11 protein-coding genes are annotated in these 13,096 nt (G+C 72.2%); 6 read left to right on the forward strand and 5 right to left on the reverse strand.

The annotated features are described in order from the left end of the window. The first annotated feature begins 126 nt into the window (after positions 1-126). Positions 127-4,647, forward strand: a complete 4,521-nt coding sequence (locus L1857_RS08830; RefSeq protein ID WP_094006667.1) for a HAMP domain-containing protein — start codon at positions 127-129, stop codon at positions 4,645-4,647. A 65-nt stretch (positions 4,648-4,712) separates the two neighbouring features. Beyond that, the gene (locus tag L1857_RS08835) at positions 4,713-5,096 is read left to right on the forward strand and encodes an STAS domain-containing protein (protein ID WP_094006666.1); all 384 of its coding nucleotides are present in this window, start codon (positions 4,713-4,715) and stop codon (positions 5,094-5,096) included. A 26-nt stretch (positions 5,097-5,122) separates the two neighbouring features. On the opposite strand, the gene L1857_RS08840 is transcribed toward L1857_RS08835, so the two are convergent. Then, a complete protein-coding gene (locus L1857_RS08840; protein ID WP_094006665.1) occupies positions 5,123-6,043 on the reverse strand; it encodes a LysR family transcriptional regulator in 921 nt (306 codons plus the stop codon). 223 nt (positions 6,044-6,266) lie between these two features. Here L1857_RS08840 and L1857_RS08845 point away from each other — a divergent pair, with 223 nt between their 5' ends. Together L1857_RS08845 and L1857_RS08850 are read left to right on the forward strand one after the other, a co-directional pair. Beyond that, the gene (locus L1857_RS08845; RefSeq protein ID WP_116111450.1) at positions 6,267-7,484 is read left to right on the forward strand and encodes a Glu/Leu/Phe/Val dehydrogenase dimerization domain-containing protein; all 1,218 of its coding nucleotides are present in this window, start codon (positions 6,267-6,269) and stop codon (positions 7,482-7,484) included. A 268-nt stretch (positions 7,485-7,752) separates the two neighbouring features. Beyond that, the gene (locus L1857_RS08850; protein WP_116111449.1) at positions 7,753-8,265 is read left to right on the forward strand and encodes a nitroreductase family protein; all 513 of its coding nucleotides are present in this window, start codon (positions 7,753-7,755) and stop codon (positions 8,263-8,265) included. Here L1857_RS08850 and L1857_RS08855 read toward each other — a convergent pair. After that, a complete protein-coding gene (locus L1857_RS08855; protein WP_249464828.1) occupies positions 8,193-9,095 on the reverse strand; it encodes a LysR family transcriptional regulator in 903 nt (300 codons plus the stop codon). The two genes, L1857_RS08850 and L1857_RS08855, sit on opposite strands and share 73 nt — an antisense overlap. 62 nt (positions 9,096-9,157) lie before the next feature. On the opposite strand from L1857_RS08855, the gene L1857_RS08860 reads away from it, so the two are divergent. Beyond that, positions 9,158-9,946: an ABC transporter ATP-binding protein gene (locus tag L1857_RS08860; protein WP_116111447.1), complete on the forward strand. Its 789-nt coding sequence runs from the start codon at positions 9,158-9,160 to the stop codon at positions 9,944-9,946. Between the two features lie 156 nt (positions 9,947-10,102). Here L1857_RS08860 and L1857_RS08865 read toward each other — a convergent pair whose 3' ends face one another. Genes L1857_RS08865 through trxA form a run of 3 tightly spaced genes read right to left on the reverse strand, consistent with a single transcriptional unit; the run spans position 10,103 to position 12,210 of the window. Further along, positions 10,103-10,888 (reverse strand): SAM-dependent methyltransferase, encoded by a 786-nt coding sequence (locus L1857_RS08865; RefSeq protein ID WP_116111446.1) that lies wholly within the window; start codon positions 10,886-10,888, stop codon positions 10,103-10,105. A gap of 56 nt (positions 10,889-10,944) precedes the next feature. Then, entirely contained in the window at positions 10,945-11,802 is an 858-nt protein-coding gene (locus L1857_RS08870; RefSeq protein WP_116111445.1) for a hypothetical protein, read from the reverse strand. A 39-nt stretch (positions 11,803-11,841) separates the two neighbouring features. Further along, on the reverse strand, positions 11,842-12,210 hold the full coding sequence (trxA, locus tag L1857_RS08875; protein ID WP_094006658.1) for a thioredoxin: 369 nt from the start codon (positions 12,208-12,210) through the stop codon (positions 11,842-11,844). Positions 12,211-12,333: 123 nt separating this feature from the next. Here trxA and L1857_RS08880 point away from each other — a divergent pair, with 123 nt between their 5' ends. Then, a complete protein-coding gene (locus L1857_RS08880; protein ID WP_116111444.1) occupies positions 12,334-13,083 on the forward strand; it encodes a 3-hydroxybutyrate dehydrogenase in 750 nt (249 codons plus the stop codon). Positions 13,084-13,096: the final 13 nt, after the last annotated feature.

Below are 13,096 nucleotides of genomic sequence, written 5' to 3' on the forward strand. Positions count from 1 at the left end.
GTGGGCGGACGGAACGAGTCTAGAGAAGTGGCGCTGGGATACGACCCGCGCTACCAGTAGATTCCTCTTCTGCAGCGATTGTTCGCAAGGGCGATCGGTAAGGCCTCACGAAATCGGAGTGCGCTGATGGCGGAGAGCCGGGCTGCCCAGGCCAAGCGGGACGCGGGCCGAAGCAGCGAGCGTGAGCTGGCCGATCCCCGGTTGCAGCAACTGCTGGCGGGGCTCACCGCGGTGCGGGACGGGGATTTCGGCACCCGGCTGCCGCAGGTCGGCGACGAGCTGATGGACGAGATCGCCGCGGTCTTCAACGGCATGGTCGACCAGTTGTCCGTGTTCACCTCGGAGGTGACCCGGGTGGCGACCGAGGTGGGCACCGAGGGCAAGCTCGGGGGCCAGGCGCGGGTTCCGGGGGTGTCCGGGACCTGGGCGGATCTCACCGATTCGGTGAACGCGATGGCGGGCAACCTGACCGCTCAGGTGCGGGACATCGCGCAGGTGGCGACCGCGGTCGCGAAGGGCGACCTGTCGCAGAAGATCACGGTGGACGTCAAGGGCGAGATCCTGGAGCTGAAGGAAACCATCAACACGATGGTGGACCAGCTGTCCTCGTTCGCCGACGAGGTGACGCGCGTGGCGCGCGAGGTGGGCACCGAAGGGATCCTCGGCGGTCAGGCGGAGGTGCCCGGGGTGTCCGGCACCTGGAAGAACCTCACCACTTCGGTGAACTTCATGGCCGGGAACCTCACCGATCAGGTGCGCAACATCGCTCAGGTGACCACGGCCGTGGCTCGCGGTGACCTGTCGCAGAAGATCATGGTCGACGCGCGTGGCGAGATCCTGGAGCTGAAGAACACCATCAACACGATGGTGGATCAGCTCTCGTCGTTCGCCGACGAGGTGACGCGCGTGGCGCGCGAGGTGGGCACCGACGGCCGGCTTGGCGGTCAGGCGCAGGTGCCCGGTGTCGGCGGAACGTGGCGGGCGCTCACCGATTCGGTGAACTTCATGGCGGGCAACCTCACCGATCAGGTGCGCTCGATCGCGTCCGTGGCCACCGCGGTCGCCGACGGTGACCTGTCGCAGAAGATCACCGTCGACGCGCGTGGCGAGATCCTGGAACTGAAGAACACCATCAACACGATGGTCGACCAGCTGTCCGCGTTCGCCGACGAGGTCACCCGCGTGGCGCGCGAGGTCGGCACCGAGGGCCGTCTCGGCGGTCAGGCGGACGTCAAGGGCGTGTCCGGGACCTGGAAGGCGCTCACCGAATCGGTGAACGTCATGGCCGCCAACCTGACCGACCAGGTGCGCTCGATCGCCGACGTCACCACGTCGGTCGCGAAGGGCGACCTGACGCAGAAGATCCGCGTCGACGCGCGCGGCGAGATCCTGGAGCTGAAGGAGACCATCAACACGATGGTCGACCAGCTGTCGGCGTTCGCGGACGAGGTCACGCGCGTGGCCCGCGAGGTGGGCACGCACGGCAACCTGGGCGGCCAGGCCAACGTCCGCGGCGTGTCCGGCACCTGGAAGGACCTGACCGACAACGTCAACGGCATGGCGTCGAACCTGACCAGCCAGGTGCGCTCGATCGCGCAGGTGGCCAGCTCGGTGGCGCAGGGCGACCTGTCGAAGAAGATCACCGTGGAGGCCAAGGGCGAGGTCGCCGCGCTGGCCGACACGATCAACACGATGGTCGACACGCTGGGCGCGTTCGCCGACGAGGTCACGCGCGTGGCCCGCGAGGTGGGCACGGAGGGCATCCTCGGCGGCCAGGCCCGCGTGCCCAACGTCGCCGGCACGTGGAAGGACCTCACCGACAACGTCAACTCGATGGCGAACAACCTGACCAACCAGGTGCGCAACATCGCCCAGGTGACCACGGCCGTCGCGGACGGCGACCTGACCAAGAAGATCGACGTGGACGCGCGCGGCGAGATCCTGGAGCTGAAGACGACGATCAACACGATGGTCGACACCCTCGGCTCGTTCGCCGCGGAAGTCACCCGTGTGGCCCGTGAGGTGGGCAGCGAGGGACGGCTGGGCGGCCAGGCCGAGGTCGAGGGCGTGTCCGGCACCTGGAAGCGGCTCACCGAGAACGTCAACGAGCTGGCCGGGAACCTCACCCGGCAGGTGCGCGCGATCGCCGAGGTGGCCAGCGCCGTCGCCACCGGCGACCTGACCCGGTCGATCTCGGTCGAGGCGCAGGGCGAGGTCGCCGAGCTCAAGGACAACATCAACTCGATGGTGCGGTCGCTGCGCGAGACCACGCACGCCAACCAGGAACAGGACTGGCTCAAGACCAACCTGGCCCGCATCGCCGGCCTGATGCAGGGCCACCGCGACCTGGCCACGGTCGCCGAGCTGGTGCTGGACGAGCTGGTGCCGCTGGTCGGCGCGCAGCAGGGCACGTTCTTCCTGGCCAGCGGGCAGAACGGCAGCACCAGGCTGCGGCTGATCGCCAGCTACGGCGCGCACTCCACCGAGGAGCTGCGGCACGAGGTCGAGCTGGGGCAGACGCTGATCGGGCAGGCGGCGCGCACCCGGCGGCCGATCGTCGTCGACCAGACCCCGCCGGGGTACGTGCGGATCTCCTCCAGCCTGGGCGAGGCGCCGCCGGTCAACCTGGTCGTGCTGCCGATCCTGTTCGAGGACCGCACCCTCGGGGTGATCGAGCTGGCCTCGTTCGAGCGATTCACGCAGGCGCAGCGTGACCTGCTGGACCAGCTGGGTGAGACGATCGGTGTCAACGTCAACACGATCGTGGCGAGTTCGCGCACCGACTCGCTGCTGGAGGAATCCCAGCGGCTGGCTGCCGAACTGCGGGTGCAGCAGGAGGAACTGCAGCGCTCGAACGCCGAGCTGGCCGAGAAGGCGGCGCTGCTGGCCCGCCAGAACCGCGACATCGAGGTGAAGAACACCGAGATCGAGCAGGCCCGGCGGGAGATCGAGGAGCGCGCCGAACAGCTCGCGCTCGCCTCGAAGTACAAGTCCGAGTTCCTCGCCAACATGTCCCACGAGCTGCGCACGCCGCTGAACAGCCTGCTGATCCTGGCGAAGCTGCTCGCGCAGAACCCCAGCCGCAACCTCACCGCGAAGCAGGTGGAGTACGCCGAGGTGATCCACTCGGCCGGGTCCGACCTGCTGCAGATGATCAACGACATCCTCGACCTGTCCAAAGTGGAGGCCGGGCGGATGGACATCCACCCGGAGCCGTTCGCGCTGAACCAGCTGCTGGACTACGTCGAGGCGACCTTCCAGCCGCTGACCGCGGAGAAGGGGCTGACGTTCGCCGTCACCGCCGATCCGGACGTGCCGCGCGAGCTGGTGACCGACCAGCAGCGGCTGCGGCAGGTGCTGCGGAACCTGCTGTCCAACGCGGTCAAGTTCACCGACCACGGGCGGGTCGAGCTGCGGGTGCGGATGGCCCGCGAGGAGGAGCTGCCGCCCGGTAGGAGGGGCCCGGTGGTCGCGTTCGCGGTCACCGACACCGGGATCGGCATCGCGAAGGAGAACCTGAGCGCGATCTTCGCCGCGTTCCAGCAGGCCGACGGCACCACCAGCCGCCGCTACGGCGGCACCGGGCTCGGGCTGTCGATCAGCAACGAGGTCGTCTACCGGCTCGGCGGCGAGATCCGCGCGGAGAGCGAACTCGGCGAGGGCAGCACGTTCACGCTGTTCCTGCCGCTGGGCAGGCTCCCGGCCGACCGCGTGCCCCCGGCCGCGGCGACCGAGACCGTGCTGGCCGAGCCGGAGCCCGAGACCTCCCGCGAGACGCACGGCAAGCGGCAGGTGCTGGTCGTCGAGTCGGCGGGCACCGGTCTGCTGTCGCTGCTGGCGAGCAGCGCCGCCGCCGACCTCGCCGACACCCACGGCACGGTCACGGTCGCCACCGTGAGCACGGCCGAGCAGGCGACGAACGTGCTGCTCAGCCGCCCGCACCACTGCGTCGTGCTGGACATCAGCCTGCCCGAGGGCGGGGCGTTCGCCGTGCTGGACGCGCTGGCCGACCACCCGGACCTGCGTTCGGTGCCGGTGCTCGCGCACCCGTCCCGCAAGCTGACCCCGGACCAGGAGGCCCTGGTGCAGACCCGCGCGGCGATGCAGCCGCTGGAGCTGCTGCCCTCGCTCGACGAGCTGCGGGAACGGATCGCGCTGCACCTGTCCGCCGACGGGCCCGACGACGTCATCCCGCTGACCCAGCCGCGCTCGCCGTTGCCGTCGCTGTCCCGGTCCGGGAGCGACCGGTCCGTGCACGAGCCGTTGCGCGGGCACAAGGTGCTGATCGTGGAGGACGACCCGCGCAACGTGTTCGCGCTGCGGGGTGCGCTGGAGAGCTACGGGCTGGACGTGCGGCACGCGGTGAACGGGCGCAAGGGCATCGACGCGCTGCTCGCCGAGGACGACATCGAGCTGGTCCTGATGGACGTGATGATGCCGGAGATGGACGGGTACGCGGCCACCGCGGCGATCCGGGAGATCCCGCGGTTCGCCGACATGCCGATCATCGCCGTCACCGCGAAGGCCATGCAGGGCGACCGGGAGAAGGCGCTCGCGTCCGGGGCCAGCGACTACCTGACGAAACCGGTCGACGCGCACGAACTGCTCGAATGCCTGCAGCGGTGGCTGCCGGAGGTGCGTGCCTGACCCGCGGCGGCGTGTCCGGCGAAGGAGGAGTTTCGCCCCGGCGCGCGGCAGTGGAGGATGGGTGCGTGCAGGCACCCGATCCACTGAACCCGGGCGACCCGGCCGGCCACCCCGTCGACGGGGTGGCGGTGGCCGTCGAACGCCGTGGCGAGGCCGTCGTGGTCCAGGTCAGCGGCGAACTCGACCTCCTGACCACACCCCGGCTGGACGACGCGGCGAGCCGGGCCCTGCGTGAGCACCCGGCGCTGCTGGTGCTCGACCTGACCGGCGTGACGTTCCTGGGTTCGGCGGGCATGGCCTCGCTGGTCGCCGTGCGGCAGGCCGCGGGGGACGACCTGCCGATCCGGCTCGCGGCCGCGGACCCGGTGGTGGTGCGCGCGATGGAGGTCGTGGGCCTGGTCGAGGAGTTCCCGCTCTACCCGACGTGCGACGAGGCGCTGGCCGGCTGACGGGCGGGGCAGGCGGGAAAGCCCTTTCACGGTAGCGGCGCGGCCGCCCCCAGCCCCTGCTCGGCGGCCGCCGCGCGGACCGCGTCGATCACCAGCTGCAGCGAGGGCCGCGCGGAAGCCGTGCGGTGCGCGATGGACACCGTGCGCATCGGTGGCTCCGTCAGCGCCACGATGTCCAGCCCGGGCGGCCGCAGCGACAGGCCCAGGTCCGACACCAGCGTCACCCCCAGCCCGGCCGCCACCATCGCCAGCGCGGTCGCCTGCTCGCCGACCTCGTGGTTGATCTTCGGCTCGAACCCGTACCGCTGGCACGCCAGCCGCACCGCGCGGCCGAAGTGCGAGCGCGGCCCGGCCAGGATCCACGGGTGCTCGGCCAGCTCCGTCAGGCTCACCGTGTTCGCCGGCACCGCTCCGCGCGGGACCGCCGCGTGCAGCCGCTCCACCGCGATCACCACCCGCGTCAGCGCCGGGTCCCAGGGCATCGGGTAGTCGGAGTAGTCGATGACGAACGAGAAGTCCAGCGCGCCGTCCCGCACCGCCCCCGCCGTCTCCTCCGGCGCCAGCTCCTTGGTGCGCACCTCGATCCCCGGGTGCTCCTTCGCCAGTGCGGACAACGCGAACGGCAGCAACCCGGACGCCACCGACGCCCACACCCCCGCCGTCAACCGCGCGGTGACGCCCTCCTGGGCCTCCTCCAGCGCCATCGTCGCCCGTTCGACGGACTTGAGGATCTCCTCGGCGTGCTCGGCCAGCACCACGCCCAGCTCGGTCAGCTGGACGCGCCTGCCGAGCCGCTCGAACAGCTTGGCCCCGACGTCCCGTTCCAGCTGCGCGAGCTGCTGCGAGACGGCCGAAGCCGTGTAGTGCAGGGCCGCCGCGGCCGCCGTGACGGTGCCGCGGCGGTGCAGCTCCCGAAGCATCCGCAACCGGTGCAGCGAAAGCTCCATGGGCTCAGGGTAGGTAAGGATCACCTGCTGTGCAGGGAACGTGAACGGAACCGTGCATGATCCCTAACTGGACGTGTGCGGGACCACTGCCGCACCCTGGTGTCAGCGGGAATGGATCTCCCGATTCCACTCGGACCGGCGACCGAAGCCACCACGCGGTGGCGGAGGTGCGCTGTGCTGCGCCCGGAATCGGCGACAGGCTTGGAGGGGACAGTTGACCACGATGCAGGACCCGCGGGGGCTCGCCGGTGAGCGGACCCTCCCGCGCACGCAGGAGCCGATGCTGCGGCTGACCTGGACCGACCCGGTCACCGGCACCCACGGCTACCTCGTGGTGCACACGCTGGTCTCCGGCCTGGCCACGGGCGGCACCCGGATGCGCGCCGGCTGCACGCTGTCCGAGGTCGAGGACCTGGCCCGCGGCATGGCCGCCAAGACCGCGACCTTCGACCTGCCGGTGGGCGGGGCGAAGGGCGGGATCGACTTCGACCCGAAGGACCCGGGGGCCGTCGGGGTGCTGGAGCGGTTCTGCCAGGCGATGCGCCCGTGGCTGGACGCGCACTGGGTGACCGCCGAGGACCTCGGGGTGCCGCAGCACCTCATCGACGAGGTCTTCGAGCGGCTCGGCCTGGAGCAGTCCTACCACGCGGCCATCCGCCGCTCACTCGATCCGGCGCGCACCCTGCGCCGCGTGCACGCCGGGCTGAACGCCCCGGTGCCGGGAGGTTTGCTGCTCGGTGACGTGGTCGGCGGTTACGGCGTCGCGCAGGCGTGCCTGGGCGCGGCGAGCGCGTGGGGCTGGGAGCCGGCCGCGACCACCGTGGCGATCCAGGGCATCGGCACCATGGGCGGCGGCGCGGCCTGGTACCTGCACGAGGCGGGCATGCGGGTGGTCGCGGTCGCCGACGCGGCCGGGACGCTGTACGACCCGGCCGGGCTGGACGTCCCGGCGCTGCTGGAGCTGCGGGACGGGTTCGGCGAGGTGGACCGGTCGCGGCTGCCCGCGCGGATCCGGCAGTTGCCGCGGGACGCGGTGGTCGGGGTCGAGGCGGACATCTTCGTCCCGGCGGCGATCTCCTACGCGCTGACGCCGGACAACGTTCCGGACGTCGCGGCGAAGGTCGTGGTGGAGGCGGCCAACGCGGCGACCACCGCCGAGGCCGAGGCCATGCTCGCCGCACGCGGGATCCCGGTGATCCCGGACTTCGTGGCGAACGCGGGTGCCGCCGCGTGGGCGTGGTGGCTGCTGCTGGGCCAGGTGGGCGCCGACCCGGTCGACTCGTTCCACCGGCTGCGGACCGAGATGCGCTCCAAGGTGGCGCTGCTGCTGGCCGCCTGGCTGGCCGACGGTGTCCCGCCGCGGACGACGGCGGAGGAGCTGGCCGCGGCGAACCGCGCGGCACGCCTGGCTGCCGGGGACGCCGGGGTGGTCATTCCCTGACGTGCCAACGCTGAAGGGCCCTTCGCTGCTTCGCGAAGGGCCCTTCACGCGTGTGCACACAGTTCCGGCCTGGTTCGCCGACGGGGAGGTGAACCAGGACCGGTTTCCACTCGGCGGTTGCGGCCTTCGGAGCCGCCGTCGCGGGACCGTAGGGCCTCGACCTCGTAGTGCCCGGGCACCTCGGGGTCTGTCCCCACAGTGCCCGATTCGCCCGCCCCGGATCCAGGGCCGAAGGTCCCTTTCGCCGGACGCGTGGGACGCTCCCGGCATGGACGATCCGCTCCGCACGCTCGTCGCCATCCGCGCCACCCGCGTGTTCGCCGAGCGTCCCGTGCCGCGGCGCCTCGTGGCGGACCTGGTCGACGCCGCGCGCTGGACCGGATCCGCCCGCAACCGCCAGCCCTGGCGGTTCGTCTCGGTCACCGACCCGGACCTGCGCCGCGCGCTGGCCCGACTCGGGCAGTACGCGCTGCCGCTGGCGACCGCCCCGGTCGCGCTGGTCCTGCTGTCCGACTCCGAAGCCGGCCACGACACCGAGTTCGACCTCGGCCGGGTGTGCCAGACGCTCGTCGTCGCGGCGCACTTCGCCGGTCTCGGCAGTTGCCCGGTCTCGCTGTACCCCGAGATCAACGCCGTCGAAGCCGCCGCGCTCACCGGGCACGGGCACCCGTGGCGCGCGCACCACGCGCTCGCCCTGGGCTGGCCGGGTCAGCGCCCGCGTGGCCGCTCCGCCATCCCGACCGGCCGCAAGGACCTGTCCGACCTGTTCACCGAGCGGTAGTCCGCGGCCACCTCCCGCGCCGCCCGCGCCAGCGCCGCGACCGCGGGGGAGCTGGTGCCCTGCGGCCAGGCGAGGAGCAACCGCGCGGGGGCGGCGTCCACGACCGGGACGGTGACCAGGTTGTGGTCCAGCGTGTCCAGCACCGACCGCGGCAGCAGCGCGATGGCCCGGCCGCGGGAGGTCACGCGCAGCAGCTTCGCCAGATCCGTGACCTCGACGCCACCGAAGTCCGGGTAGCCGGCCCAGCGTCCGACGGGCTCCCCGCGCAGGTCGGACAGCTGCAGGATCGCCCGCTGCGCCAGGCGGTGGTCCGGCGGCAGCAGGGCCGCCCGCGGCTCGGCGCGCAGTTCCGCCGTCTCCAGGCCGGCCGCGTCGTCGAAGGGCGTGTGCAGCAGCGCGAGGTCGGCGCGGCCGTCGCGCAGCAGCGACACGCGGTCCTCGTGCGCGGTGACGAGTTCGACCGGCACCGCGGCCGGATCGCTCTCGTAGCGGCGCAGGATCCGGGGCAGCAGGCCGGCGTCACCATCGGGTTTGGCGGCCAGGGCGAGGTAGGGCACGCCGCGGCCGGCGCGCTGGGTGCGCCGGGCCGCCGCGGCGACCGCGGCAAGCGCTTTCCGGGCCTCGTCGAGCAGCACCTCGCCGGCCGGGGTGAGTTCCACGCGCCTGCTCGTGCGCTCGAACAGGGTCACCTCCAGCCGCCGTTCCAGCGACCGCACGGCTTTCGACAGAGCCGGCTGGGCCAGTCCCAGCCCTTCCGCCGCGCGGCCGAAGTGCAGCGCCTCCGCGACGGCGACGAAGTAGGCGAGTTCTCGCGTCTCGACCCGATCCATTCCGGGAGGTTATCGGATGTCCGTTTTCCTCAGACGTCTGAGGAGTTGGTAGCGTGCGGGCCATGACGCCCGTGTTGCAGGTGAGCGATGTCGATCTCGTCCGCGACGGCCGGTACCTGCTCCGGTCGATCTCGCTGACGGTCCGCGAGGGCGAGCACTGGGCGCTGCTCGGCGCGAACGGGGCAGGCAAGAGCACGCTGCTCGGGCTGCTCGGGGCGGTCACGCACCCGACGCGCGGAACGGTCGACGTGCTCGGGCACCGGCTGGGGCGGGTGGACATGCGCAGGCTGCGGTCGTTCCTCGGGCACATCAACCCGCGGCACCCGCTGACCTCGCCGTTGACGGTGTTCGAGGTGGTGCTGACCGGGCTGACGAACACGACCGAGCTGGTGCCGCGCTGGCAGCCGACGGGGGTGGAGCGGGAGCGCGCCGAGCGCCTGATCCGGATGCTCGGGCTGAGCGGTCAGCGCGACGCCCGCTGGCCGACGCTGTCCCAGGGCGAGCGCGGCCGGGCGCTGATCGCCCGCGCGCTGATGCCCGCACCGCGGCTGCTGCTGCTCGACGAGCCGGCGACGGGCCTGGACGTGGCGGCGCGCGAGCAGCTGCTGTCCAGTGTGGACGCGCTGCGGCGGGAGCACCCCGCGCTGGCGACCGTGCTGGTCACCCACCACCTGGAGGAGCTGCCCGTGAGCACCACGCACGCGCTCCTGCTGCGGGAGGGCCAGTGCCTGGCGTCCGGCCCGGCGGACGAGGTGGTGACCACGGACCACATCAGCAAGTGCTTCGACCACCCGGTGCGCATCACCCGGACCGAGGGAAGGTGGACCGCCCGCGCCGAGCCGCTGGCGTAGCGGCGCGGGCGACGGGAGCGTGGGACTCGCGGGCAGGAGTGCGGAACTCGCCGACGGGAGTGTGGGACTCGCTGACGCCAGTGTGGGACTCGCCGACGGGAGTGTGGGACTCGCCGACAGGAGCGTGGGACTCGCGGGGCTGAGCGATCCGGTTTCCTAGAGAACCCGGCCCACGCCGCCGAGCAGGACGGCGCTCGCCTGGTCGTCCGGGGCCGGGCGGTAGCCGCGTGGTGCGTTCCAGTGCGTGGCGAGCACCAGGCCCGGCGGCACCAGCTCGGTCCCGTCGAACAGCGCCAGCACCTCGTCGGGCGAGCGCGTCGTCACGTTCTGCTGCACGTTCGCGTTGTAGGTCTGCGTCACCTCGGACTGGCGCCGGCGGGCCTGCTCGTCCTCGGTGAACGTGATGTGCGTGAGGCCGAGGTAGCTGCCCGGCGCGAGCCGCTCGACGTAGCGCCGCACCAGCGGGGCCACGTCGTCCGGGACGAAGGGCAGCACGGACACCAGCAGCAGCCCCACCGGCTCGGCGAAGTCCAGCGGCGTCGCACGCGCGAAGATGTCCTCCGGCTCCCGCGCGTCGCCGTGCAGGCAGATCGCGTCCGGGGCGTCGGCGAGCAGCTCGTTGCTGACCCGGACGGTGTCCGGGTCCAGGTCGACGTAGACCACGCGGGTGCCGGACGCGTACCCCTGCGCGATCTCGTGCACGTTCCCGGCGGTGGGGTAGCCCGACCCGATGTCCAGGAACTGGCGGATCCCCTGCTGGATCATCCACCGCACGGCCCGCCGCAGGAACTCGCGGTTGTACCGGGCGACCTGCCCGGCCAGTGGGAACACCTTCTGCGCGGCGATCGCCACCTCGGCGTCGCACGGCAGGTGGTGGTGCCCGTTGAGGTACCAGTCGTAGACGCCCGCGGCCGTGGCCTTGGTGCGCTGCTGCGATGTCATCGGCGTTCACCACCCGTCCGGTCGCGGCCAGTCTGGCACGCGGGTCAACGGCCCGGCTAGCGTCGACGTTTGCCGAACGACTCCATCTCGGCGACCTGCCGCCGCGCGTCGTCGGCGGCCTTGTCCGCGGCGGTCGCGGCCTTGCGGGCGGCGGTGAGTTCCTTGCGCACCGCGCGCTCTTCACGGGTGGCGTCGTCCAGCTGCGCGCGCAGTTCGGCGACCCGCGCCGCCGCCTTCTCCGCCCGGGCGCTCACCTCGTCCAGCGCCTGCTGCGCCTCGTCGCGGGCGGCCTCCGCCTCCGCGGCCTTCACGCGGGCTTCCTCGAGCGCGGCTTGGCGGCGTTCGGCCTCCGGGTCCCGCTTCGACGGCTTCTTCTTCACCGGCGGCGGTGGCGCCGCCTTGCGCTTCGGCGACGCGGCCAGCGCGGCGGCGAGCCAATCCTCCGAAGAGGACGGTGACAACGCCGCGGAAAGCCGCCCCGCCGCCACTTCCGCGGCCGCGTCCGGATCGGACACCGCGGCCTCGAACGTGTCCTCGACCTGACGCATCGCCACGTCGCTGTAGGGCACCCCGGCCTCACCGGCGACGCCGCCCGCGCGTCCGCTCAACCGGCGGATCAGCTCGTTGCGCTGCCGGGACAACGTGCGCAACTCGTCGCCCGCCAGCTTCTGGTGGGCGGTCCGCAGCCGCGCGCCGAGGTCGGCGAGCTGCCCGATCTCGTCCGGGTGCCGGCGGCTGACCTGGTTGACCAGCCACGCGGCGACGGTCGGCTTGCGCAGCTGGTTGATGCGCTTCGCGAGGTCCGGCTGGCGGGCCTTCGCCTCCTTGGCCCGCTCGGTGCGGATCGAGGTGAACTCGTCCCGGGGCAGCGCGTACAGCTCGTCGGCGACCGCGTCGAACCCCCGGGGCGTCATGCCTCCATCATCGGCTCGCCGGTGACCACCGGCAAACCGTCATTCGGCCTGCTGCTGCTTCGCGATCTCCGCGCGCACCTGGTCCATGTCGACCTCGCGCAGCTTGCCGATCAGCTCCTCCAGGCTCTGTTCGGGCAGCGCGCCCGGCTCGGCGTAGAGCACCACACCGTCGCGCACCGCCATCAGCGTCGGGATCGACCGGATGCCGAACGCCTGCGCCAGCTCGGTCTGGTCCTCGGTGTCGACCTTGCCGAACACGATGTCGTCGTGCCGGTCGGCCGCACCCTCGAACACGGGCGCGAACATCCGGCACGGCCCGCACCAGGCCGCCCAGAAGTCGACGAGCACCATGCCGTCGGAGTTGACGACCTCTTCGAAGTTGTCCTTGGTCAGCGTTACCGTCGCCATGCGGGGTGCAACACGCACCCGAGGTCACCTATTCCGGGTGGCGCCGCCCACCACAGGCTGCCGGGAACTTGTGGCGATCACGCACATAGGCTTCGCGCTCCCGGCCGCTTACCGTCTGTCGCCATGAGTGGCTACTGGGATGGCCGGGTCGCGCTGGTGACCGGCGCCGGCAGCGGGATCGGACGCGCCTGCGCGCACGCCCTGGCCGAGGCCGGGGCGAAGGTGCACGTGGTGGACATCGACTCCGCGGCGGCGGCGCGCGTCGCCGACGAGACCGGCGGCTGGGCGCACACCGCGGACCTCGCCGACCCCGCCGGCATCGGCACCCTGCCCGCCGACGTCGACATCCTCGTCAACAACGCCGGCTTCCAGCACGTCGCGCCGCTGACCGAGTTCCCGCCCGAGGTGTTCACCCGGATGCACGCGGTCATGGTCACCGCGCCGTTCCTGCTGATCCGCCGGGTGCTGCCGCACATGTACGCGCAGCACTGGGGCCGGATCGTCAACCTTTCCAGCGTGCACGGCCTGCGTGCGAGCGCGTTCAAGTCCGCCTACGTGTCGGCCAAGCACGCGCTCGAAGGACTGTCCAAAGTGGTCGCCCTGGAGGGTGCGCCGCACGGGGTGACCAGCAACTGCGTCAGCCCGGGTTACGTCGACACGCAGCTGGTGCGCGACCAGATCGCCGACCAGGCCGCCGCGCACGGACGCCCGGAGGACGAGGTCCTGGGCGAGGTCCTGCTGCGGCGCGCCGCGATCAAACGGCTCATCGACCCGGCCGAGGTCGCCGACGCCGTGCGCTGGCTGTGCGGCCCCTCGTCCGGGCACATCACCGGGATTTCCCTGCCCCTCGACGGCGGCTGGACCGCCGCCTGACGTTTCCGCCACG

This window comes from Amycolatopsis thermalba, from assembly GCF_023376025.1.
GTDB lineage: Bacteria > Actinomycetota > Actinomycetes > Mycobacteriales > Pseudonocardiaceae > Amycolatopsis_E > Amycolatopsis_E thermalba.

Excerpts from the sequence above, each read along its gene's own strand:
- L1857_RS08830 (WP_094006667.1), top strand. The coding sequence starts at position 127 with ATGGCGGAGAGCCGGGCTGCCCAGGCCAAGCGGGACGCGGGCCGAAGC.
- L1857_RS08840 (WP_094006665.1), bottom strand. The coding sequence starts at position 6,043 with ATGGAGCTTTCGCTGCACCGGTTGCGGATGCTTCGGGAGCTGCACCGC.
- L1857_RS08845 (WP_116111450.1), top strand. The coding sequence starts at position 6,267 with ATGCAGGACCCGCGGGGGCTCGCCGGTGAGCGGACCCTCCCGCGCACG.
- L1857_RS08850 (WP_116111449.1), top strand. The coding sequence starts at position 7,753 with ATGGACGATCCGCTCCGCACGCTCGTCGCCATCCGCGCCACCCGCGTG.
- L1857_RS08855 (WP_249464828.1), bottom strand. The coding sequence starts at position 9,095 with ATGGATCGGGTCGAGACGCGAGAACTCGCCTACTTCGTCGCCGTCGCG.
- L1857_RS08860 (WP_116111447.1), top strand. The coding sequence starts at position 9,158 with ATGACGCCCGTGTTGCAGGTGAGCGATGTCGATCTCGTCCGCGACGGC.
- L1857_RS08865 (WP_116111446.1), bottom strand. The coding sequence starts at position 10,888 with ATGACATCGCAGCAGCGCACCAAGGCCACGGCCGCGGGCGTCTACGAC.
- L1857_RS08870 (WP_116111445.1), bottom strand. The coding sequence starts at position 11,802 with ATGACGCCCCGGGGGTTCGACGCGGTCGCCGACGAGCTGTACGCGCTG.
- trxA (WP_094006658.1), bottom strand. The coding sequence starts at position 12,210 with ATGGCGACGGTAACGCTGACCAAGGACAACTTCGAAGAGGTCGTCAAC.
- L1857_RS08880 (WP_116111444.1), top strand. The coding sequence starts at position 12,334 with ATGAGTGGCTACTGGGATGGCCGGGTCGCGCTGGTGACCGGCGCCGGC.